Annotated in this window: 24 protein-coding genes; 6 read left to right on the top strand and 18 right to left on the bottom strand. The window is 68.9% G+C overall.

Features of this window, described 5'->3' with window-relative positions; translation table 11 throughout:
• Positions 1 to 92 precede the first annotated feature (92 nt).
• From ACFVYL_RS29700 to ACFVYL_RS29710, 3 genes are all read right to left on the bottom strand, one after another.
• The gene (locus ACFVYL_RS29700; protein WP_055696792.1) at positions 93 to 416 is read right to left on the bottom strand and encodes an STAS domain-containing protein; all 324 of its coding nucleotides are present in this window, start codon (positions 414 to 416) and stop codon (positions 93 to 95) included.
• 198 nt (positions 417 to 614) lie between these two features.
• Positions 615 to 1,463 (bottom strand): 3-hydroxyacyl-CoA dehydrogenase family protein, encoded by an 849-nt coding sequence (locus tag ACFVYL_RS29705; RefSeq protein ID WP_389721308.1) that lies wholly within the window; start codon positions 1,461 to 1,463, stop codon positions 615 to 617.
• A gap of 150 nt (positions 1,464 to 1,613) precedes the next feature.
• Complete coding sequence (locus tag ACFVYL_RS29710; protein WP_389721310.1) at positions 1,614 to 2,252, bottom strand: TetR/AcrR family transcriptional regulator; 639 nt, start codon at positions 2,250 to 2,252, stop codon at positions 1,614 to 1,616.
• Between the two features lie 98 nt (positions 2,253 to 2,350).
• Between ACFVYL_RS29710 and ACFVYL_RS29715 the strand changes: the two genes are divergently transcribed.
• The 3 genes from ACFVYL_RS29715 to ACFVYL_RS29725 are packed head-to-tail and all read left to right on the top strand — an operon-like array spanning position 2,351 to position 4,498.
• The gene (locus ACFVYL_RS29715) at positions 2,351 to 3,133 is read left to right on the top strand and encodes an ATP-binding cassette domain-containing protein (protein ID WP_389721312.1); all 783 of its coding nucleotides are present in this window, start codon (positions 2,351 to 2,353) and stop codon (positions 3,131 to 3,133) included.
• 23 nt (positions 3,134 to 3,156) lie between these two features.
• Positions 3,157 to 3,912: an ABC transporter permease gene (locus tag ACFVYL_RS29720; RefSeq protein ID WP_389721314.1), complete on the top strand. Its 756-nt coding sequence runs from the start codon at positions 3,157 to 3,159 to the stop codon at positions 3,910 to 3,912.
• A gap of 13 nt (positions 3,913 to 3,925) precedes the next feature.
• Positions 3,926 to 4,498, top strand: coding sequence for a cob(I)yrinic acid a,c-diamide adenosyltransferase (locus tag ACFVYL_RS29725; protein WP_389721316.1), 573 nt, complete (start codon positions 3,926 to 3,928; stop codon positions 4,496 to 4,498).
• Positions 4,499 to 4,531: 33 nt separating this feature from the next.
• Here ACFVYL_RS29725 and ACFVYL_RS29730 read toward each other — a convergent pair whose 3' ends face one another.
• Positions 4,532 to 5,107 (bottom strand): hypothetical protein, encoded by a 576-nt coding sequence (locus ACFVYL_RS29730; RefSeq protein WP_389721318.1) that lies wholly within the window; start codon positions 5,105 to 5,107, stop codon positions 4,532 to 4,534.
• A gap of 165 nt (positions 5,108 to 5,272) precedes the next feature.
• On the opposite strand from ACFVYL_RS29730, the gene ACFVYL_RS29735 reads away from it, so the two are divergent.
• The 3 genes from ACFVYL_RS29735 to ACFVYL_RS29745 all read left to right on the top strand — a co-directional run bounded on the left by ACFVYL_RS29735 (position 5,273) and on the right by ACFVYL_RS29745 (position 9,155).
• On the top strand, positions 5,273 to 6,463 hold the full coding sequence (locus ACFVYL_RS29735; RefSeq protein ID WP_389721320.1) for a sensor histidine kinase: 1,191 nt from the start codon (positions 5,273 to 5,275) through the stop codon (positions 6,461 to 6,463).
• A complete protein-coding gene (locus ACFVYL_RS29740) occupies positions 6,460 to 7,110 on the top strand; it encodes a response regulator (RefSeq protein WP_389721322.1) in 651 nt (216 codons plus the stop codon). The genes ACFVYL_RS29735 and ACFVYL_RS29740 overlap by 4 nt, the downstream gene beginning before the upstream one ends.
• Before the next feature lie 230 nt (positions 7,111 to 7,340).
• Entirely contained in the window at positions 7,341 to 9,155 is a 1,815-nt protein-coding gene (locus tag ACFVYL_RS29745; protein ID WP_389721324.1) for a glycosyl hydrolase family 18 protein, read from the top strand.
• A 132-nt stretch (positions 9,156 to 9,287) separates the two neighbouring features.
• On the opposite strand, the gene ACFVYL_RS29750 is transcribed toward ACFVYL_RS29745, so the two are convergent.
• The 14 genes from ACFVYL_RS29750 to ACFVYL_RS29815 form a co-directional block, all read right to left on the bottom strand.
• Entirely contained in the window at positions 9,288 to 9,737 is a 450-nt protein-coding gene (locus ACFVYL_RS29750; RefSeq protein WP_389721326.1) for a DUF2550 domain-containing protein, read from the bottom strand.
• Between the two features lie 144 nt (positions 9,738 to 9,881).
• On the bottom strand, positions 9,882 to 10,256 hold the full coding sequence (locus tag ACFVYL_RS29755) for a F0F1 ATP synthase subunit epsilon (protein WP_389721328.1): 375 nt from the start codon (positions 10,254 to 10,256) through the stop codon (positions 9,882 to 9,884).
• A 130-nt stretch (positions 10,257 to 10,386) separates the two neighbouring features.
• Complete coding sequence (gene atpD / locus ACFVYL_RS29760) at positions 10,387 to 11,829, bottom strand: F0F1 ATP synthase subunit beta (RefSeq protein WP_389721330.1); 1,443 nt, start codon at positions 11,827 to 11,829, stop codon at positions 10,387 to 10,389.
• Positions 11,829 to 12,746, bottom strand: coding sequence for a F0F1 ATP synthase subunit gamma (locus tag ACFVYL_RS29765; RefSeq protein ID WP_389721332.1), 918 nt, complete (start codon positions 12,744 to 12,746; stop codon positions 11,829 to 11,831). The genes atpD and ACFVYL_RS29765 overlap by 1 nt, the downstream gene beginning before the upstream one ends.
• A 20-nt stretch (positions 12,747 to 12,766) precedes the next feature.
• Positions 12,767 to 14,359 (bottom strand): F0F1 ATP synthase subunit alpha, encoded by a 1,593-nt coding sequence (gene atpA / locus ACFVYL_RS29770; protein WP_389721334.1) that lies wholly within the window; start codon positions 14,357 to 14,359, stop codon positions 12,767 to 12,769.
• A 119-nt stretch (positions 14,360 to 14,478) separates the two neighbouring features.
• Positions 14,479 to 15,303 carry a F0F1 ATP synthase subunit delta gene (locus ACFVYL_RS29775; RefSeq protein ID WP_389721336.1) on the bottom strand — a complete coding sequence of 275 codons (825 nt, stop codon included), beginning with the start codon at positions 15,301 to 15,303 and terminating at the stop codon, positions 14,479 to 14,481.
• Positions 15,300 to 15,848 (bottom strand): F0F1 ATP synthase subunit B, encoded by a 549-nt coding sequence (locus ACFVYL_RS29780; protein ID WP_389721338.1) that lies wholly within the window; start codon positions 15,846 to 15,848, stop codon positions 15,300 to 15,302. Before ACFVYL_RS29780 ends, ACFVYL_RS29775 begins: the two co-directional genes overlap by 4 nt.
• Before the next feature lie 38 nt (positions 15,849 to 15,886).
• Entirely contained in the window at positions 15,887 to 16,141 is a 255-nt protein-coding gene (atpE, locus tag ACFVYL_RS29785) for an ATP synthase F0 subunit C (RefSeq protein ID WP_389721340.1), read from the bottom strand.
• Positions 16,142 to 16,217: 76 nt separating this feature from the next.
• Positions 16,218 to 16,988, bottom strand: coding sequence for a F0F1 ATP synthase subunit A (atpB, locus tag ACFVYL_RS29790; RefSeq protein ID WP_389721377.1), 771 nt, complete (start codon positions 16,986 to 16,988; stop codon positions 16,218 to 16,220).
• A gap of 276 nt (positions 16,989 to 17,264) precedes the next feature.
• Positions 17,265 to 17,702, bottom strand: coding sequence for a hypothetical protein (locus ACFVYL_RS29795; RefSeq protein WP_389721342.1), 438 nt, complete (start codon positions 17,700 to 17,702; stop codon positions 17,265 to 17,267).
• 260 nt (positions 17,703 to 17,962) lie between these two features.
• On the bottom strand, positions 17,963 to 19,288 hold the full coding sequence (locus ACFVYL_RS29800) for an MraY family glycosyltransferase (protein ID WP_389721344.1): 1,326 nt from the start codon (positions 19,286 to 19,288) through the stop codon (positions 17,963 to 17,965).
• A gap of 130 nt (positions 19,289 to 19,418) precedes the next feature.
• Positions 19,419 to 20,705, bottom strand: coding sequence for a serine hydroxymethyltransferase (gene glyA, locus ACFVYL_RS29805; protein ID WP_389721346.1), 1,287 nt, complete (start codon positions 20,703 to 20,705; stop codon positions 19,419 to 19,421).
• Between the two features lie 84 nt (positions 20,706 to 20,789).
• Complete coding sequence (locus ACFVYL_RS29810; RefSeq protein WP_389721347.1) at positions 20,790 to 21,443, bottom strand: protein-tyrosine-phosphatase; 654 nt, start codon at positions 21,441 to 21,443, stop codon at positions 20,790 to 20,792.
• A complete protein-coding gene (locus ACFVYL_RS29815; protein WP_389721349.1) occupies positions 21,440 to 22,087 on the bottom strand; it encodes an L-threonylcarbamoyladenylate synthase in 648 nt (215 codons plus the stop codon). The genes ACFVYL_RS29810 and ACFVYL_RS29815 overlap by 4 nt, the downstream gene beginning before the upstream one ends.
• Positions 22,088 to 22,096 lie beyond the last annotated feature (9 nt).

Below are 22,096 nucleotides of genomic sequence, written 5' to 3' on the forward strand. Positions count from 1 at the left end.
AGGATTGTGCGCTCTCGGGCGTTCCCGGCAGGTGCCGGGCGTGCCGGTCCGTGCCGGTCCGGCTGCCCGCCGGTGCCGGTCGGACTCTCCGGTCAGACTCTGGGGAGCGATTCGACTCCGATGCCGCCCTCGATGGCGAGGATGCGGTGCAGTCGGGTCGCCACGAGGAGGCGCTGCATCTGGGGCGGCACGTGGCGCAGGACGAGTCTGCGTCCGCAGCGGCCGGCGCGGCGGTGGGCGCCCATGATCACGCCGAGTCCCGTGGCGTCCCACGAGTCGAGTTCGGACAGGTCGAGCACCAGGTCGCCGGCGCCGTCGTCGACGGCCGAGTGCAGGACCGTGCGGGCGTCCGCCGCGCTGCGTACGTCGAGGCGTCCCCCGACGACCAGCTGGGCCTGGTCGCCCCTGATGTGCATATATGCGCTCCCCGAGAGTGCTGTGTCTGCGGTGACGCCCGATACGTAAGGCGTCTGCGTATGTCACTGCAACTGACTGCCACGTGGGCGAGGAAGTTGCCGTCTGTAAGCGAACCGATACCGAATTCACTCCGAGGGGTGACCCGTCCGGCGCCGAAGCGTCAGACGGGGCGTCAGACGGCGTACGTCAGTGCTGGTTCAGTGCTTGTAGAACCCTTGCCCGCTCTTGCGCCCGATGTCACCGGCGTCAACCATCCGGCGCATCAGCTCCGGCGGCGCGAACTTCTCGTCCTGGGACTCCGTGTAGATGTTGCTCGTGGCGTGCAGGAGGATGTCGACGCCGGTGAGGTCGGCGGTGGCGAGCGGCCCCATGGCGTGCCCGAAGCCGAGCTTGCAGGCGATGTCGATGTCCTCGGCGGTGGCGACGCCGGACTCGTACAGCTTGGCGGCCTCGACGACGAGCGCGGAGATCAGACGGGTCGTCACGAAGCCCGCGACGTCGCGGTTGACGACGATGCAGGTCTTGCCGACGGACTCGGCGAACTCCCGGGTGCGGGCGAGCGTTTCGTCACTGGTCTTGTAGCCGCGCACCAGCTCGCAGAGCTGCATCATCGGCACCGGCGAGAAGAAGTGGGCGCCGACGACGCGCTCCGGGCGCTCCGTCACGGCCGCGATCTTGGTGATCGGGATGGCGGAGGTGTTGGAGGCGAGCACGGCGTCGTCGCGCACGATCTTGTCGAGCGTGCGGAAGATCTCGTGCTTGACCTCGAGCTTCTCGAAGACGGCCTCGACGACGATGTCCGCCTCGGCGACGGCGTCCAGGTCGGTGGTGGTCGTGATGCGGGCGAGCGCGGCCTCGGCGTCGTCGGCCGCGAGCTTGCCCTTGCTCACGAACTTGTCGTACGACGCCTTGATCCCGTCGGTGCCACGGGTCAGCGCCTCCTCGGTGACGTCGCGCAGGACGACGTCCCAGCCCGCCTGGGCGGAGACCTGAGCGATGCCGGACCCCATGAGTCCGGCTCCGATGACGGCGAGCTTCCGTGCCACTGTTCCGACTCCCCTACCGCTTATCACGCTTGGCTTACACGCTGTTTACGTATGCCTCTTCGGCGCACGTTAGCGTTCGTGAGCGCGCCTGTGGCGGTGAAGAGATACGCGTCACGTCTCAGATGACGGACATCACATTGATACGCGCGATTACGCGCCACGTGGCGCGTAGTTGAGGACCTTTTCACTCAGCAGCTCCTCCATCTCGTCGAGCAGTCCGAGCGCTTCGCGGGAGACTTCGGCGGGCTCGCGGCGCTTGGACATCTCGTCGCCGATCCAGGCCATGAGCGTGCTGTGCACCCAGGAGAGCTGGCCCGCGACGAGCCCGGGCAGCGGGTCGGCCGCTCCGGCCCCGGTCTCCTCGGCGAGGGTCCTCGTGAGGTGGTCGAGGGCCTCCTGCTGGATCGCCCAGAGCCGGGAGCGCAGGGCGTGCGCCTCGGTGATGACCTTCATGAAGTCGGCCCAGCCGGGGAAGAGCCCGATGGTCGGCGAGACGGACTCCACGTCGGCGCGCAGCTCGCGCAGGACGGCGTCGGCGGCCGACTCCCCCTCGCGGCGGCCGCGCACATAGCGGGAGAGGCGGTCGACGACGTCGCCGCCCCGGTCCAGGAAGAGGTCCTCCTTCGCCGGGAAGTAGTTGTAGACCGTGTTGACGGAGACGTCCGCGGCGTCCGCGATCTCCGCGATGGTCACGGTGACGAAGCCGTGCTCCAGGAAGAGTCCGGTCGCGATGTCCGAGATCCGCTGTTTGGTCTGCCGCTTCTTGCGCTCTCTGAGCCCTTCAGCCATGCACTCATCGTAGGCGTCGTTGGCGCGTCACAACTTTTGCTCGGCATGAAATTTTGGTGACGTTGCAAAATTTCATGGACTCTGTTTTTGTGGTCGTCATGGCAATCATCAGCACCGCCGGCCTCGCCCGGACCTTCCAGACCAAGAACGGCCCCGTGGAAGCCGTGCGCGGCATCGACCTGCGCGTCGAGCCCGGCGAGATCCTCGGCCTCCTCGGGCCGAACGGCGCGGGCAAGACCACCACCCTGCGCATGCTCACCACACTGCTCCCGCCCACCGGCGGCGCCGCCACCGTCGCGGGCTGCGACCTGGCCAGGGACCCCGCGGGCGTCCGCAACAAGATCGGGTACGTCGCCCAGTCCGGCGGCGTCGACCCGAACATCTCCGTCCGCGAAGAACTGATCACCCAGGGCCGCCTCTACCGCCTGACCAGGACCCAGGCCGCGGCGCGCGCCGAGGAACTGGCGCGCGAGCTGGGCCTCACCGAGCTCATGGAGCGCCCCTGTGCCGCCCTCTCCGGCGGCCAGCGCAGGCGGCTCGACATCGCCATGGGGCTCACCCACCGCCCCGAGGTGCTCTTCCTCGACGAGCCGACCACCGGCCTCGACCCGGGCAGCCGGGCAGGCCTGTGGCAGCTGGTGCGACAGCTGCGCGACGAGTACGGCACGACGGTCCTGCTCACCACGCACTACCTCGACGAGGCCGACGCGCTCTCCGACCGCCTGGTCGTCGTGGACAAGGGCGTCGTGGTCGCCGAGGGCACGCCGAGCGCGCTCAAGCTGCAGTACGGCGGGTCGATCGACGCCACGCTGCAGGACACCTTCCTCGCCATCACCGGGCGCGCCGTCGCCCCCAAGGACACGACCCCCGTCGCCGTCTGACCGCCACCACCCGGGACCCCACCATGCCTGCACTGCTCTCCGACACCGCGCTGATCTTCGGGCGGTACGCCCGGCAGACCCTGCGCTCCACGTTCCAGATCCTCTTCGGCGTCCTCACGCCCCTGCTCTATCTGCTCTTCTTCGGCCCGCTGCTCACCGATCTGCCGCTCGGCTCGAAGGGCGACTCCTGGCAGGTGCTCGTACCGGGGCTGCTGCTCCAACTCGGCCTGTTCGGCGCCACGTTCAGCGGCTTCGCGCTCATCATCGAGAAGCAGTTCGGCGTGGTGGAGCGGATGCGGGTGACGCCCGTCAGCCGCCTCGCGCTGCTGCTCGGCCGGATCCTGCGCGACGCGGCGCTCTTCGGCTTCCAGGCGGTGCTCCTGGTGCTCGCCGCGCTCCTCATGGGGCTGCGGGCGCCGCTCGGCGGCATCCTCATCGGCTTCGCGTTCGTGGCGCTGCTGGCCGCGGGGCTCTCCGCCCTCTCGTACGCGCTGGCCATGAAGGTCGGCAAGCCGCACGAGTTCGGCCCCGCGGTCAACGCGCTGAGCATGCCCTCGATGCTGCTCTCGGGGCTGATGCTGCCGATGGCGCTGGCGCCCACCTGGCTGGACGTGCTCTCCCACTTCATGCCGTTCCGCTATCTGGTCGACGCGGTGCGGGCGGGTTACGTCGGCGAGTACGCGTCCACGACCATGCTGTACGGCGTCCTGATGGCGCTCGGCTTCGTGGTGCTGTCCGTGACGGTGGGCACACGTGTCTTCCAGAAGGCCGGGGCGTAACTACGCTGGCCGCATGGTCAATCTGACGCGCATCTACACCAGGACCGGCGACCAGGGCACCACGGCCCTCGGCGACATGAGCCGCACCGCCAAGACCGATCTGCGGATCGCGGCGTACGCCGACGCCAACGAGGCCAACGCGGCCATCGGCACCGCCATCGCGCTCGGGCAGCTCGACGCGGAGGTGGTGAAGGTCCTGGTCCGGGTCCAGAACGACCTCTTCGACGTGGGCGCCGACCTCTCCACGCCCGTCGTCGAGGACCCGAAGTACCCGCCGCTGCGCGTCGAGCAGTCCTACATCGACAAGCTGGAGGCGGACTGCGACCGCTTCCTGGAGGAGCTGGAGAAGCTGCGCAGCTTCATCCTGCCGGGCGGCACACCGGGCGCGGCGCTGCTGCACCAGGCGTGCACGGTGGTGCGGCGGGCCGAGCGCTCCACGTGGGCGGCGTTCGAGGTGCACGGGGAGGTCATGAACCCCTTGACGGCCACCTATCTCAACCGGCTGTCCGACCTGCTGTTCATCCTCGCCCGTACGGCGAACAAGGCCGTCGGCGATGTGCTGTGGGTGCCGGGCGGCGAGCGTTGACAACGCTCGTGATCAATACGGCCGGGCCCAGAGCTAGAGCCTGCTCAGGAAGCTCGGCTTCGCCTCGTCGTCCCGTACCGCCGGCGCCTTCTTCGGGAAGACCGTGTACGTCGCCGCGATGATCACGTTGATGCCGATCACCCACAGCATCCTCTGCTGCCACATCCGCAGGGAGTCCACGTCGCCTTCGCCGCCGACGTACCAGACCGCTCCCTGCAGCAGCGCCATGGCGATCAGTGCCGCCAGGATCCAGCGGGCGGCGAGCTGCCACTCGTGGACGGCGCGGGGCATGCCGTACTTGGGGGTCGACGGGGGCGGGCCGCCCGCGAAACGGTGGGCGACGCGGACGTCCACCCACTTGACCGTGTAGTGGCCGAGCGCGGCGGAGTAGCCGATGTAGACGGCGGCGAGGCCGTGCTTCCAGTCCGGCTCCGCGCCGTTCCTCAGGTCGATCGCGGTGACGACGAAGAGGACGGCTTCCAGGAGCGGCTCGCACAGCAGCACGCCGATGCTCGCCCTCGGCATCTTCGCCCAGTAGCGCAGGGCGAGCCCCGCGGCCAGCAGCACCCAGAAGCCGGCCTCGCAGATGATGACCAGTGTGACGATCACGGCTCGTTCCTCCAGGTCGCTGTCCCGCTCACCCCTCAAGGCTCCCGCCCGTACAGCCGATGATCGTCGTCACCAGTGACGAAGTGGGACTGCATCCTTCGATGTAGCGTGCGGTTCCTCCCGCAGGATCAGGCGCGGGTCCGGCCCGCCGTGTTGGATGGACACATGGTCCTGACCCTCCCCCGCCCGCAACGCGTCGACGTGCAGATCGCCGTGGGCAGCCTGCTGTGCGGGCTTGCGCTGTGGGCGCTGGGACTGCACGCGCAGGCCGACCGGCCGCTGGGCGGTCACTGGGCGCTACCGCCCCTCTTCGTGCTGGCCGGACTCGAACTGCTGCGGAGCACCAGACCGCAGTTCGCCCTGGTCACAGCGGTCCTCGCGCTGGTCGCCGACCAGTTCACGGCGGGCAACCTCGCGTCGGTCCTGATGTTCACGGACATCATGTACGCGGCCGTCGTCTACGGAACGCCGGCCGCCGCCCGGCGCATCCCGATCACCTCGGGCCTCGTCACCGTGGCCCTGACCGTCGTGTTCCTCGCCTGGTGGCAGGACCCGCAGGCCGTGCTCATCGGCGTGGCCAGCGGCATCGTCGCCTTCACCCCCGCCGCCACCGGCGTGCTCGTGCGCAATCACCGCGAGGCGGCCGCCGCGGCGAAGCTGCGGGCCGAACAGACCGCGCTGCTCGCCGAGATGGACCGCGCCCAGGCCGTCTCCGCCGAGCGCGCCAGGATGGCCCGCGAGCTGCACGACATGGTCGCCAACCACCTCTCGGCGATCGCCATCCACTCCACGGCCGCGCTCTCCCTGGACGACGCGCAGACCAGCAGGGACGCGCTCGCCGTCATCCGCGAGAACAGCGTCGGGGGGCTCGCCGAGATGCGCCGCCTGATCGGCATCCTGCGCGACCAGAGCGGCGACCTCGAACCCGCCGCCGCGCCCACCCTCGACGGCCTCGGCGCCCTGATCGCGGGCGCCCGCAGAGACGGCCTGGACGTCGCGCTCGACGACGCCAGGCCGAAGGACGGCCCGAAACTGCCCACTCCGGTGGAGCTCGCGGCGTACCGGATCGTGCAGGAGTCCCTGACGAACGCCCTCAAGCACGCCTCGGCCGGCCGCGTCACGGTCTCCCTCGCCCAGCCACCCCGCGCCCTGACGGTCCGCGTGACAAGCCCGTACGGTGATCCGTCCGGGCCCCGTGCCCCCGGCTCCGGAGCCGGCCTCGTCGGCATGCGCGAACGCACCGAACTGCTCGGCGGCGCCTTCGAGTCGGGCCCCGAGAGCAGCCCCGACGGCAAGGTCTGGAACGTCTTCGTGACCCTGCCCGTCGACCCCGCCGACGAAGGAGCCAAGGAATGATCCGGGTGCTAGTCGCCGAAGACCAGTCAGCCGTGCGCGCGGGACTCGTGCTCATCCTGCGCAGCGCGCCCGACATCGAGGTCGTCGGCGAGGCGGCGGACGGCGAGGCGGCCGTCGCGCTCGCCCGCGGACTCCGCCCCGACCTGGTCCTGATGGACGTGCAGATGCCGCGCCTCGACGGAGTGTCGGCGACGCGTCAGGTCGTCGCCGAGGGCCTCGCGGACGTGCTGGTCCTGACCACGTTCGACCTCGACGAGTACGTCTTCGGAGCGCTGCGGGCGGGCGCCAGCGGATTCCTCCTGAAGAACACCGAGGCGCGGGACCTCATCGAAGCCGTCCGCACGGTCGCGCGCGGTGAGGGCATGATCGCACCGGCGGTCACCCGTCGGCTGATCGCCGAGTTCGCCGCCCCGACGAGGGCCGTACACGACGAGAACGCGCCGGATCCCGCCGTCCTCGACTGCCTCACCCGCCGCGAGCGTGAGGTCCTCTCGTGCCTCGGCGAGGGGCTGTCGAACGCGGAGATCGCCGGCCGCCTCTCCATGGCGGAGGCGACGGTGAAGACGCACGTCAGCCGGATGCTCGGCAAGCTGGAACTGCGCAGCCGGGTGCAAGCCGCCGTACTGGCGCAGGAGTTGGGGGTCTGATCCGGAGACCGGGCGACAGACCGTCGCGATCCGGCCAATGGTTCAGACCTCTTGACCGATGGTCCAGACCTTTCTATTCTCACCGCACTGCGGTGAGCACACCCCCACGTGTCCACGTGCTCACGGGCGGCGCAGGGTCCCAACCCCGTAGACCCCCGGAACCCGAGGAGCACCTCGTGCGCTTCACAGACAGCAACGCACGCTCAAGGCTCAGAGTCAGACACAAAGCCGTGGCGGGACTCACCACCCTGCTGCTGCCGCTCGCCACCCTGGTCGCCCTCGGCGGTTCCGCCGAGGCGGCCCCCGACGCCGCGCCCGAGGCCACCGCCACCTACGCCAAGACCCAGGACTGGGGCAGCGGCTTCGAGGGCAAGTGGACGATTCGGAACACCGGCACCACCAGCATCAGCTCCTGGAACGTCGCCTGGGACTTCCCCTCCGGCACCAAGGTGACCTCCGCCTGGGACGCCACCGTCACCAACTCCGGCAACCGCTGGACCGCCAAGAACCTCGGCTGGAACGGGACGCTCGCCCCCGGCGCCTCGGTCTCCTTCGGCTTCAACGGCACCGGCTCCGGCTCCCCCACCAAGTGCGAGCTGAACGGCGCGAGCTGTGACGGCGGCAGCGTCCCCGGCGACAACCCGCCGAGCGCCCCCGGCACGCCGACCGCCTCCGGCATCACCGACACCTCGGTGAAGCTCGACTGGAAGGCCGCCACCGACGACAAGGGCGTCAAGAACTACGACGTCCTGCGCGACGGCGCCAAGGTCGCCACGGTCACCGGCACCTCGTACGGCGACACCGGCCTGACCGCGGGCACCGACTACTCGTACACCGTCCAGGCCCGCGACACCGCCGACCAGACGGGACCGGCCAGCGCCGCCGTCAAGGTCCACACGACCGGCGGCGGCGACCCGGGCCCCGGCCCCGGCGACAAGGTCAAGCTCGGCTACTTCACCGAGTGGGGCGTCTACCAGCGCAACTACCACGCGAAGAACATCGCGACCTCCGGCTCGGCCGACAAGATCACGCACATCAACTACAGCTTCGGCAACGTCCAGGGCGGCAAGTGCACCATGGGCGACTCCTACGCGGCGATCGACAAGGCCTACACCGCCGACCAGAGCGTCGACGGCGTCGCCGACACCTGGGACCAGCCCCTGCGCGGCAACTTCAACCAGCTCCGCAAGCTCAAGGCCAAGTACCCCAACGTCAAGGTCCTCTGGTCCTTCGGCGGCTGGACCTGGTCCGGCGGCTTCACCGACGCCATGAAGAACCCGGCCGCCTTCGCCAAGTCCTGTCACGACCTGGTCGAGGACCCGCGCTGGGCCGACGTCTTCGACGGCATCGACCTGGACTGGGAGTACCCCAACGCCTGCGGTCTGTCCTGCGACACCAGCGGCCCGGCCGTCTTCAAGAACATGATGCAGGCCTTCCGCACCGAGTTCGGCTCGAAGAACCTGGTCACCGCCGCCATCTCGGCCGACGGTTCGGAGGGCGGCAAGCTCGACCTGGCCGACTACGGCGGCGCCTCGCAGTACGCCGACTGGTACAACGTGATGACGTACGACTTCTTCGGCGCCTGGGACGCCAAGGGCCCGACGGCCCCGCACTCCCCGCTCACGTCCTACCAGGGCATACCGAAGGACGGCTTCAACTCGGCCGCCGCCATCGCCAAGCTGAAGGCCAAGGGCGTGCCCTCGGCCAAGCTCCTGCTCGGCATCGGCTTCTACGGCCGCGGCTGGACCGGCGTCACCCAGAAGGAGCCGGGCGGCACGGCTACCGGCGCGGCGCCCGGGACGTACGAGGCAGGCATCGAGGACTACAAGGTCCTCAAGAACTCCTGCCCGTCCAATGGCACGGTGGCCGGGACCGCGTATGCCCACTGCGGCAGCAACTGGTGGTCGTACGACACGCCGGCCACGGTCCGCGCGAAGATGGGCTGGGCCAAGCAGCAGGGGCTCGGCGGTGCGTTCTTCTGGGAGTTCAGCGGGGATACTGCCAACGGGGAGTTGGTCAGCGCCATCAACGACGGCCTGAAGTAGTCCTCGGGGCCGTTCCACGAACGAAGCCGGGAAGACGGGATCGCCCCCTGTCTTCCCGGCTTCTCATGTTTCGCGACTGCGGGTTGTTCGTGGCTGGTCGCGCAGTTCCCCGCGCCCCTGGGGAGACTGCGGCTAGGCCACGTTCACGCGCTGGCCCGGCGGCGCCGCCTCCAGCCAGGCCAGGAAACCCGTCAGCGCGTCCTCGCTCATCGCCAGCTCCAGGCGGGCGCCGCGGTGCAGGCAGCCAAGGACGATCGCGTCGGAGAGCAGGGCGAGCTCCTCCTCGCCGTCCGGTGCGCGGCGGTCGACGACCTCGATGGCCGAGCGCTCCAGGATCCGCCGGGGGCGGGGAGCGTACGAGAAGACGCGGAACCACTCGACCCGGTCACCGTTGTAGCGGGCGACCCCGTACCCCCAGCCCTTGCCGGAAACGTCACCCTTCTCCGGGGCGTCCCAGCGCAGACTGCAGTCGAAGGTGCCACCGGAGCGCTGGATCAGCCGGCGCCGCAGTCCGAAGACGAAGAGCCCCACCAACACCAGCACGATCAAAGCAAGTCCGCACACGAGCAGAGTGAGGATCATCGGCACCGACCTCCTCGCCTCTACCGCCGGTCGAAGGACCGGCAACGGACCAATACATTGCACCCGCATTGCCTCAGCCGCGACCCGGTCCGGAACCTTCCCGGACCTGGCCGCGGCTGAGTCACGTTACGCCGCGCGCTGGGGTCAGCGCGGTGCCACCGCACGCAGTCGGACGTCGGCGCGTCGCTCGGCGGAGGCGTCGGCCTCCGACTTCGCGCGCTCCAGCGCCCGCTCCGCACGCTGGACGTCGATCTCGTCGGACAGCTCCGCGATCTCGGCCAGCAACGACAGCTTGTCGTCCGCGAAGGAGATGAATCCTCCGTGGACAGCGGCGACGACAGTGCCGCCGTCGCTCGTACGAATGGTCACCGGGCCCGACTCCAGCACACCGAGCAGCGGCTGGTGACCGGGCATGACGCCGATGTCGCCGGACGTGGTGCGCGCGACGACCAGGGTGGCCTCACCGGACCAGACACTGCGGTCCGCTGCGACCAGCTCGACATGCAGCTCAGCAGCCAAGGGTGGCTCCTCGGGTCACCACCCGGCGGCTTCGCCGGGTGTTGGGTCAAATTCTAGTGGGCGTAGGGAGAAGGACGGGACACGGCCCCCGCGGGACGCGCCCGCCCCTCTCCGTCAAGAGCTACTGAGCTCAGGAGACGCCGAGCTCCTTGGCGTTCTTCTTGAGGTCCTCGAGACCACCGCACATGAAGAAGGCCTGCTCGGGGAAGTGGTCGTACTCGCCGTCGCAGATCGCGTTGAAGGCCGCGATCGACTCCTCGAGGGACACGTCCGAGCCGTCCACGCCGGTGAACTGCTTGGCGGCGTGCGTGTTCTGCGACAGGAAGCGCTCCACGCGACGGGCACGGGCGACGACGAGCTTGTCTTCCTCGCTGAGCTCGTCGATGCCGAGGATCGCGATGATGTCCTGGAGGTCCTTGTACTTCTGGAGGATCCCCTTGACACGCATGGCGCAGTTGTAGTGGTCCTGCGCGATGTAGCGCGGGTCCAGGATGCGGGACGTGGAGTCCAGCGGGTCCACGGCCGGGTAGATGCCCTTCTCGGAGATCGGACGGGAGAGCACCGTCGTCGCGTCGAGGTGGGCGAACGTGGTGGCCGGAGCCGGGTCGGTCAGGTCGTCCGCGGGGACGTAGATCGCCTGCATCGAGGTGATCGAGTGACCACGGGTCGACGTGATGCGCTCCTGGAGGAGACCCATCTCGTCGGCCAGGTTCGGCTGGTAACCCACCGCGGAGGGCATGCGGCCGAGCAGGGTCGAGACCTCGGAACCGGCCTGCGTGAAGCGGAAGATGTTGTCGATGAAGAACAGCACGTCCTGCTTCTGCACATCGCGGAAGTACTCCGCCATGGTCAGACCGGCCAGGGCGACGCGCAGACGCGTGCCCGGCGGCTCGTCCATCTGGCCGAAGACCAGCGCGGTCTTGTCGAGAACGCCGGCCTCCTCCATCTCGACCATGAGGTCGTTGCCCTCACGGGTGCGCTCGCCGACACCGGCGAAGACGGAGACACCGTCGTGCAGCTTGGCCACACGGACGATCATTTCCTGGATCAGCACGGTCTTGCCGACACCGGCACCACCGAACAGACCGATCTTTCCACCCTTGACGTACGGGGTGAGAAGGTCGACGACCTTCAGGCCGGTCTCGAACATCTCGGTCTTGGACTCGAGCTGGTCGAAGGCCGGGGCCTTGCGGTGGATCGTCCAGCGCTCGGCCTCGGCGACCGTGGACGGGTCGTCGTTCAGGACCTCACCGAGGGTGTTGAACACCCGGCCCTTGGTCACGTCGCCGACCGGCACCGAGATGCCCTTGCCGGTGTCGGTGACGGGCGCCTGGCGGACAAGGCCGTCGGTGGGCTGCATCGAGATCGCGCGGACCACGCCGTCACCCAGGTGCTGGGCGACCTCGAGGGTCAGCGTCTTCTTCGCGCCCTCGGTCGCCGGGTCGTCGACCTGGACGTGCAGGGCGTTGTAGATCTCCGGCATCGCGTCGACGGGGAACTCCACGTCGACGACCGGGCCGATCACCCGGGCGACGCGGCCCGTGGCAACGGCCGTCTCAACAGTGGTCGTCATTACTTGTCACTCCCCGCGGTCGCGTCGGCCAGCGCTGCTGTGCCGCCGACGATCTCGCTGATTTCCTGGGTGATTTCGGCCTGGCGGGCCGCGTTGGCAAGCCGGGAGAGGCTGTTGATCAGATCCCCGGCGTTGTCGGTCGCCGACTTCATCGCGCGGCGCGTGGCGGCGTGCTTGGAGGCAGCCGACTGGAGCATCGCGTTGTAGATACGGCTCTCGACGTACCGCGGCAGCAGGGCGTCGAGGACGTCCTCCGCCGACGGCTCGAAGTCGTACAGCGGAAGGATCTCACCCTTGGTGGGCGACTCCTCCGCGACCTCGTCGAGGCGGAGCGGCAGCAGGCGGCCGTCGATGGCCGTCTGCGTCATCATCGAGATGAACTCGGTGTAGACGATGTGGATCTCGTCCACGCCGCCCTCAGCCGTCTCCTTCTCGATGGCCTCGATCAGCGGCACCGCGACCTTCTTGGCATCCGCGTACGAAGGCTCGTCGGTGAAGCCCGACCACGACTCCACGACCTTGCGCTCGCGGAAGTTGTAGTGGGCCAGACCGCGGCGGCCGACGATGTACGTGTCGACCTCCTTGCCCTCCGCCTCGAGACGCTCGGTGAGCTGCTCCGCGGCCTTGATGGCGTTGGAGTTGAAGGCGCCGGCCAGTCCGCGGTCGCTCGTGAGGAGCAGCACCGCGGAACGGGTCGCCGTCTCCGCCTCGGTCGTCAGCGGGTGCTTTGTGTTCGAGCCCGTGCCGACCGCCGTGACCGCGCGGGTGAGCTCGGTCGCGTACGGCGTGGACGCCGTCACCTTGCGCTGGGCCTTGACCACGCGCGAGGCGGCGATCATCTCCATCGCCTTGGTGATCTTCTTGGTCGCGGTGACGGATTTGATGCGACGCTTATAGACCCGGAGCTGGGCTCCCATGAGTCAGGTCCCTTCCGTCGTCACTTGCCGGCGGCGGCCGGAGCGTCCTCGCCGAGAAGCTTCCCGTCCGAGGTCTCGAACTGCTTCTTGAACTCCGCGATGGCGTCGCCGACGGCCTGCAGGGTGTCGTCCGACATCTTGCCGCCCTCCTTGATGGAGGTCATGAGGCCCTGCTCCTTGCGGTGCAGGTACTCCAGGAGCTCGCGCTCGAAGCGGCGGATGTCGCCCACCGGCACCTCGTCCATGCGACCGGTGGTACCGGCCCACACGGAGACGACCTGGTCCTCGGTGGCCATCGGCTCGTACTGGGGCTGCTTGAGCAGCTCGACCATGCGCTGACCGCGCTCGAGCTGCGCCTTCGACGCGGCGTCCAGGTCGGAACCGAAGGCGGCGAACGCCTCCAGCTCACGGAACTGGGCGAGGTCCACGCGGAGTCGTCCGGAGACCTGCTTCATCGCCTTGTGCTGCGCGGAACCACCGACTCGCGAGACGGAGATACCGACGTTCAGCGCGGGGCGCTGACCGGCGTTGAAGAGGTCCGACTCCAGGAAGCACTGGCCGTCGGTGATGGAGATGACGTTGGTCGGGATGAACGCCGACACGTCGTTCGCCTTGGTCTCGACGATCGGCAGACCGGTCATCGAGCCCTTGCCCAGCTCGTCCGAGAGCTTCGCGCAGCGCTCGAGCAGACGCGAGTGCAGGTAGAAGACGTCACCCGGGTAGGCCTCGCGCCCCGGCGGGCGACGGAGCAGCAGGGACACGGCGCGGTAGGCGTCGGCCTGCTTCGAGAGGTCGTCGAAGATGATGAGGACGTGCTTGCCCTCGTACATCCACTGCTGGCCGATGGCCGAACCGGTGTAGGGCGCCAGGTACTTGAAGCCCGCCGGGTCGGACGCCGGGGCGGCGACGATGGTCGTGTACTCCAGCGCGCCGGCCTCTTCGAGGGCACCGCGCACGGAGGCGATGGTGGAGCCCTTCTGACCGATGGCGACGTAGATGCAGCGCACCTGCTTGTTCACGTCGCCCGTGCGCCAGTTGTCGCGCTGGTTGATGATCGTGTCGACGGCCAGGGCGGTCTTGCCCGTCTGGCGGTCACCGATGATCAGCTGACGCTGGCCGCGGCCGATCGGGGTCATCGCGTCGACGGCCTTGTAGCCGGTCTCCATCGGCTCGTGCACCGACTTGCGCTGCATGACCGTGGGGGCCTGCAGCTCAAGGGCGCGACGTCCGCTGGTCTCGATCTCGCCGAGGCCGTCGATCGGGGTGCCGAGCGGGTCGACGACGCGGCCGAGGTAGCCCTCGCCCACGGCGACGGAGAGCACCTCACCGGTGCGCTGCACCGGCTGGCCCTCCTCGATACCGCTGAACTCGCCGAGGACGACGGCACCGATCTCGCGCTCTTCCAGGTTCAGCGCGAGACCGAGGGTCCCGTCCTCGAACTTCAGCAGCTCGTTCGCCATCGCCGAGGGAAGACCCTCGACCTTGGCAATACCGTCGCCGGCGACGGTGACCGTACCGACCTCCTCGCGCGAGGCCGCGTCCGGCTTGTACGCCTGGACAAAGTTCTCCAGCGCGTCCCGGATCTCCTCCGGCCGGATCGTGAGCTCCGCCATCTGGGTTCCCTGCTCTCCTTGTTGGGCCCGAAGTTTCTTTGGGGGGATGGGGACTCCCCCCAAGAAAGAGGTGAATCCTCTGCACGACCCAACTAGGGCCGTAGACCATGCTTGTTTGATTACTGCCCGGCCACGCGGCGGCCGGCATCCGCGATGCGGTCCGCGACACTGCCGTTGATGACCTCGTCGCCCACCTGAACCGTGATCCCGCCGAGGACCCCGGGGTCCACGTCGAGGTTGAGGTGCATCGGGCGTCCGTACACCTTCGCCAGGACGGCGCCGAGACGCTCCTTCTGCCGGTCCGAGAGCGGAACAGCGGAAGTGACGACGGCGACCATGCGGTTGCGACGGTCCGCGGCCAGCTTGGAGAGGGACTCGAGTCCCTCCTCCAGGCTACGTCCACGCGGCGCGGTCACAAGACGCTCGATCAGCCGCTCCGTGACGTTCTCGGCGCGGCCTCCGAGCAGGCTGCGCAGCAGCTCGCTCTTGGCCGTACCGGTCGCGGCGCGGTCCGTGAGGGCGGACCGAAGCTCGGTGCTGGACGAGACGATCCGGCCGAACCGGAAGAGCTCGTCCTCGACGTTGTCCAGGGCGCCGGTCTTCTGCGCGCCGGTCAGGTCGGCGAGGTTGGCGAGCACCTCGAGGGCGTCCACCAGGTCGCGCGACGACGACCAGCGCGAGCGGACCATGCCGGCCACCAGGTCGGCGGCCTCGCCGCCCACCTGGCCGGACAGCAGGCGTCCCGCAAGCTCGGCCTTGGCCTCACCGGACTGCGCCGGGTCGGTCAGGACCCGACGCAGCGAGACCTCGCGGCCGAACAGCGCCGTGACGGCGGCCAGCTCGTCCGCGAGCCGCCCGGCGTCGACCGAGGTGCTGTCCGTCAGCGCGTCGAGGCGCTCGCGCGCGGCGGCCAGGGCCTCGCGGCTAGCTCCGTGCGCTGTCATCGAGCAGCCTCGGCCTTCTCCTCGAGCTCGTCGAGGAAGCGGTCGATCGTGCGGCTCTGCCGGGCGTGGTCCTCGAGGGACTCGCCGACGAGCTTGCCGGCCAGGTCGGTGGCCAGCTGGCCCACGTCCTGGCGCAGCGACTGCGCGGCGGCCTTGCGGTCTGCCTCGATCTGGGCGTGACCGGCGGCGACGATCTCCTCGCGCTGACGCTGGCCCTCGGCCCGCATCTCGGCGATGAGCTGGGCGCCCTGCTCCTGCGCCTCCTGGCGCAGACGCGCGGCCTCGTGCCGGGCCTCGGCGAGCTGAGCCTTGTACTGCTCGAGCACGCTCTGGGCCTCGGTCTGAGCGGCCTCGGCCTTCTCGATACCGCCTTCGATCGCCTCCCGGCGCTCTTCCAGAACCTTGTTGATGTTCGGGAGGAGCTTCTTCCAGAAGAAGAAGAAGACGATGGCGAAGGCGATGGCGCCGACGAGCAGCTCAGGACCCGGCGGGACGAGCGGGTTCTGCTCCTCCTCGGCCGCCAGCTGAACCAGGTTGGCGATCACATCAGTGCCTTTCGTCGAAAAGTGTCAGTAAGAAGTGCTTACTTACCGAACACGAACGGCATAACGATGCCGATGAGGGCGAGCGCCTCACAGAAGGCGAAGCCGAGGATCTGGTTGGCGCGGATCAGGCCGGCAGCCTCGGGCTGACGAGCGAGAGCCTGCGTGCCGTTACCGAAGACGATGCCGACGCCGATGCCGGGGCCGATCGCAGCGAGGCCGTAGCCGATCGAACCGGTGGAGCCGTGCAGGCCCTTCTCGGCGGCGAGGTTGACCATGTCGAGAGCAGCGGACATGCCGTTACTTCCTTCTCTTTCACTGGCCGGTGGGGGTTGGCCACCGGACGATCTGGGGGCTTGGAAAAGGGCTTGCTCAGTGGTGTTCGGCGAGAGCGCCCTGAATGTACGAGCAGGCGAGGAGCACGAACACGTACGCCTGGACGGCCTGCACGAAAAGCTCGAAGAGGATCATGACCACGGTCATCACGAAGGAGACACCGGCGGCCGGGATCATGTAGCTGTTCAGCAGGTACCAGGAGGCGACGGTGAACATCACCAGCATCAGGTGACCGGCGAACATGTTGGCGAACAGTCGCACCGCGTGCGTGAAGGGACGCACGAGCAGGTTCGAGAAGAGCTCAATGAACGAGACGAGCCACTTGATCGGACCGAGCGAGTTGTCGTAACCGGTGACGTTCTTCCAACCGCCCACGAAGCCATGGCGCTTGAAGGTCAGCGGCAGCCAGATCAGGTAGACGATCAGGGCCAGCACGGCCGGGTAGGCGATGACCGACGAGACCGGGAACTGCGAAAGCGGAACCACGGACCAGATGTTCATGATCCAGATGAAGAAGAACAGCGAGACCATCAGGGGGACGTACTTCTCGCCCTCCTTCTTGCCGAGGGTCTCGTAGACGATGCCGCGGCGTACGAAGTCGTAGCCGGCCTCACCCATCATCTGGAGCTTGCCCGGAACCACCTTGGCCTTGCCGAAGGCCGCGTAGAAGAAGGTGACGACGACGATCGTGGTCAGCAGGGCGAGCAGCATCACCTTGTTCAGCTCGATGCCGCCAACAGTGGCGATCGGCTTGAAGAGGAACGAGTGCAGGCCCGGAGCCGGGAAGCCACAGCCGTCGTCGGACATGATCCGACAGCTCCAGTTGAAGGCGAGCTCAGTTTGGTCAGCACTCACCGCGGGCTCCTTCGGCGTGACGCATAGGTACGGCAACCTCGTTGTCGTGTCGGCGCGGCGCGCAGCCGCGGGGCGGCACCGGACTGGTGTTTCGGAAGTGTGAGCGGCATCCAGGCATCGAGCCTCGCGATCGTGCAGGCGTCAGCTCAGATGCCCGCGCCCGCAGTGCCGCAGTTGGCACCGGACGATAGCAGGATCTCGAACGGCCATTTATCCCGCCCCTACCCTTCACTGCGACGACCCCGACTTCTCCGGCTTGTCGCTGTTGTCGGAGTCGGGCTCGACGTAAAGGATCTTGGCCTTCATATGGGAGCGAGCCTGGCCGATCATCCACACGACGGTCGCGATCACGAGCGCGAGGGCGAACGCCTTGGGGTTGAACAGATCCGTGTCCTTGAACAGGCCCACAAAGATGAGAAGCAGCAGGAGTTGGGCGACATAGAGCATCAGCCCCATTGCCTGGAACAACTGCGGAAGCGATTTGGCCGTCCGCTGAAGGACGAACATCCCGAGCCCCATGAAGACGATGACGACCAGGGTGCCGACGACGGCCCCGACGGCCCCCTTGCCGCCCGCGACCACACCACTGACGACGGCGACGATCGCGCCGACGGCAGCTGTGGGTACAGCGGATTGAAGGAGAGTTCGGGTGTCTTGAGACGGCATGGCGGCGCTCCGCTTACTGATGGGGGCAGGGTGTCGTCATGGACGAGCGTAGACCCGGGTCGAGAGGGTCCCTCGGGCCAATGGACCGTCGCACTACGGTCCTTCGGCTCTATCCCGGGGTTTCGTGAACGGTATCACAAACTATTTGATGAGGTCTTTACCTGCTGAGTGTGCTCGCTGTCACACATGAGAGGTAATCCGCGCGTCTGTGCGCGTGGGGCGGCAACTTGTCTGGTAATGGGGCGTTTTCGACTCGCGCGTCAACGTGACGTACCGGCTTCACGCCTCTCGGGGAGGTGCGAACGGTCGCCGATCGCGGTCGCTCCGTTGACACCGGCACCGACGGGATCCTTCGACTCCGCTTCCCTCGCATCCTGTTCCGCCTCGTGCGTCACAGCCGCGGCATTGCGCTCCGCACGGCGACGGCGGTAGCGCGGCGGCACGAAGGCCTCCGCCCACCGCGGCGTGCGCGGCGTGAAGCGCGGGAGCAGGAGCAGGACGAGGCCCACCGCGCTCAGCGCCACGAGGAGCAGCAGGATCCACATGCTCGTCGAGTGCACCGAGTAGGCGACGGTGCCGAAGGCGATGAGGCCCGACCAGAAGTACATGATCAGCACCGCGCGGCTGTGCGAGTGCCCGATCTCCAGGAGCCGGTGGTGGAGGTGACCGCGGTCCGCGGCGAACGGCGACTTGCCGTTCCAGGTGCGCCGGACGATCGCGAGGACGAGGTCGGCGAAGGGGATCGCGATGATCGTCAGCGGCATCAGGAGCGGGATGAAGACCGGCAGCATCGCGTGGGTGGCATCGCGGCCGCCGCCGAAGTTCAGCTTCATCGCGGCCGGGTCGACCTGGCCGGTGACGGAGATCGCGCCCGCCGCGAGGACGAGACCGATGAGCATCGAGCCGGAGTCGCCCATGAAGATCCGGGCGGGGTGCATGTTGTGCGGCAGGAAGCCCAGGCACATGCCCATGAGGATGGCGGCGAAGAGCGTGGCGGGGGCCGCGGCCTCGATGCCGTAGCCGTACCAGATGCGGTAGGCGTACATGAAGGACGCCGCCGAGGCGATGCAGACCATGCCCGCCGCAAGGCCGTCGAGACCGTCGACGAAGTTGACGGCGTTGATGGTGATGACGACGAGCGCGACCGTCAGCAGGGTGCCCTGGCCCGAGGTGAGCGAGACCGTGCCGACGCCAGGCACCGGGATCCACAGGATCGTCAGGCCCTGCATGACCATGACGCCCGCGGCGATCATCTGGCCGCCGAGCTTGATCAGCGCGTCGATCTCGAACTTGTCGTCCAGGACACCGATGAGCCAGATCAGCGCCGCCCCGGAGAGCAGGGCGCGCGGCTCGTTGGAGTTCTCGAAGACCGTGTTCAGGTTCGGCAGGTGGTCGGCGACCAGCAGACCCGCGCAGAGACCGAAGAACATCGCGATCCCGCCGAGCCGGGGCGTGGGCTCCCGGTGCACGTCGCGGGCGCGGATCTCCGGCATGGCACCGGCCACGATCGCGAACTTCCGCACCGGGCCGGTCAGCAGGTAGGTCACCGCGGCCGTGATGCAGAGCGTCAGCAGGTATTCACGCACGGGCTTCCCCACAGGTATCGCTGGCCATCTCAGCCCCACACCCTAGCTTTGCGCGCATACGGTTGGGGACTTCCGGGTAGCGACGATGGTTGCACGAGTACCGGTCCGTCCCTGACCCGGCCACCCCGTGCTAGCCCGGGTACGGCGGAAATCTTCCCACCAGTTCACGCACCTCTTCCCGTACGTTCGCGTCCCCGCGCACCGCGCCGGAGAGCAGTGCCGCGACGCGGGCCAGCTCCACGCCGGCCATGCCCTGGGTGGTGACGGCGGCCGTTCCCAGGCGTAGGCCGCGGGTTCCGGCGTGTGGCAGGGCGCAGGTGTCGAGGATGATTCCTGCTGCGGCGAGGCGGCCGCGGGCGGTCTGTGCGTCCACTCCCAGGGGGGTCGGGTCCACCAGAACCAGATGGGTGTCGGTGCCGCCGGTGGCGATCGCGAAGCCCTCGGTGGCCAGCTCCTCGGCCAGGACGCGCGCGTTCGCCACCACCTGATGGGCGTACGCCGTGAAGGCGGGTGTCGCCGCCTCGCCGAACGCCACGGCCTTCGCCGCGATCGTGTGCATCTGGGCGCCGCCCTGGGTGAACGGGAACACGGCTCTGTCGATCCGTTCCGCGAGGTCCGCCCCGCACAGCAGGAGGCCGCCTCGCGGGCCGCGCAGGACCTTGTGGGTGGTCGCGCAGACGACGTCGGCGTACGGCACCGGGCTGGGCGCCGCTCCCCCGGCGATCAGGCCCATGGGGTGCGCCGCGTCGGCGATGAGGTAGGCGCCCACGTCGTCGGCGATCTCGCGGAAGGCCGCGTAGTCGATGTGCCGCGGGTAGGAGATCGAGCCGCACACGATGGCCTTGGGGTGGTGCGCGCGGGCGAGGGCGTGCACCTGGTCGTAGTCGATCAGGCCGCTCTCGGGGTCCACTCCGTAGCCGACGAAGTCGAACCACCGGCCGGAGAAGTTCGCGGGTGAGCCGTGCGTGAGGTGGCCGCCGTCCGGCAGCCCCATCGCCAGGACCGTGTCGCCGGGCCGCAGCAGCGCGGCGTACGCGGCGAGGACGGCGGAGGACCCGGAGTGCGCCTGTACGTTGGCGTGCTCGGCGCCGAACAGGGCCTTGGCGCGGTCGACGGCGATCCGCTCGGCGATGTCGACCAGTTCGCAGCCGCCGTGGTGGCGGGCGCCGGGGTAGCCCTCGGCGTACTTGTTGGCCAGCGGCGAACCGAGCGCGGTCAGCACGGCGGGCGAGGTGAAGTTCTCGGCGGCGATCAGCTGGAGCGCGTCGGACTGCCGGGCGACCTCGCCCATGAGGACGTCGGCGAGCTCGGGGTCCTGCCTCCGCAACCCGTCGAGATCCGTGTACGCGGCGGAAGCGGTGGGTGTGGTGGGTGCGGTAGGTGCGGTGCCGACCGTGCTGACCGTGCTGAGCGACATCGTGGGCTCCGGGGCCGTGCGGGGGGGGGGGATGACCTCAGATCCAATGTAGGCCCGTGCGGGCCGCTCCGCGCGGGCCCGCCGCTACATGTGCGCGGGCACCCCGGTCAGCGCCGTCACCACGGGGTCGAGCGCCTGGTTGATCTCGTCGCCCACCGACCGGAAGAACGGCAGGGGCGCCCCGTACGGGTCGTACACCTCGTCGGCCTCCACGCTCGGCGCGAGCAGCCAGCCGCGCAGCGCGGCGGCGGCCCGTACCAGTGCGCGGGCGCGCTCCACCACGTCGCTCCCGACGGGGTCCGGCAGCGTCGTCGGGTCTATGGCCCGCACCAGCCGCGTGAACTCCTTGAGCGTGAACGTGCGCAGTCCCGCCGAGTGCCCCATGGAGATGACCTGCGCCCGGTGGTCGCGGGTCGCGGTCAGGACCAGGTCGGCGCGGATCACGTGGTCGTCGAGGAGCTCGCGGCCCATGAAGCCGGTGGGGTCCGCGCCGAAGTCGGCGAGGACCGTCTCGGCGTTGGTCTCCATCGGGGCGCCCTCGTGGCCCCAGGTGCCCGCGCTCTCCACGATCAGGCCGCCGGTGAGGGGATCGCCGAGGCGGTCGGCCAGGGCATGCCGGGTCAGCCGCTCGGTGATCGGCGAGCGGCAGACGTTGCCGGTGCTGACGTGGAGGATGCGGAAGGAGCCCGCGGATCCCGGGAAGCCCGCTATGCCACGCCCCGTCTCAGGGGCTGTCAATTCGCCACCTCGAGGTCGGGTACCACCTTGCGCAGCTCGTCCGCGGTCAGCGCGCCCGCGCGGAGCAGCACCGGCACCTTGCCCGTGACGTCGACGATCGACGACGGGACGATGCCGGGGGTCGGGCCGCCGTCCAGGTAGACGGAGACGGAGTCGCCGAGCATCTCCTGGGCGGCGTCGCAGTCCTCGGGGGCGGGGTGCCCGGTGAGGTTGGCGGAGGAGACGGCCATCGGGCCGACCTCGGTGAGCAGCTCGATGGCGACGGGGTGCAGCGGCATGCGGATGGCGACCGTGCCGCGGGTGTCGCCGAGGTCCCACTGCAGGGACGGCTGCTGCTTGGCGACGAGGGTCAGGGCGCCCGGCCAGAAGGCGTCGACGAGCTCCCAGGCCATCTCGGAGAAGTCGGTGACCAGGCCGTGCAGCGTGTTCGGCGAGCCGATCAGCACGGGCGTGGGCATGTTGCGGCCGCGGCCCTTGGCGTCGAGGAGGTCGGCGCACGCCTCCGGGGTGAAGGCGTCGGCACCGATGCCGTAGACGGTGTCGGTGGGCAGCACGACCAGCTCGCCACGGCGGACGGCGGACGCGGCCTCGCGCAGACCGGTCGTACGGTCGGTCGCGTCGTTGGTGTCGTATCGCCGTGCCATTTAGCGGGC

The sequence above is a fragment of the Streptomyces sp. NPDC058308 genome, assembly GCF_042880275.1.
Taxonomy (GTDB): Bacteria; Actinomycetota; Actinomycetes; order Streptomycetales; family Streptomycetaceae; genus Streptomyces.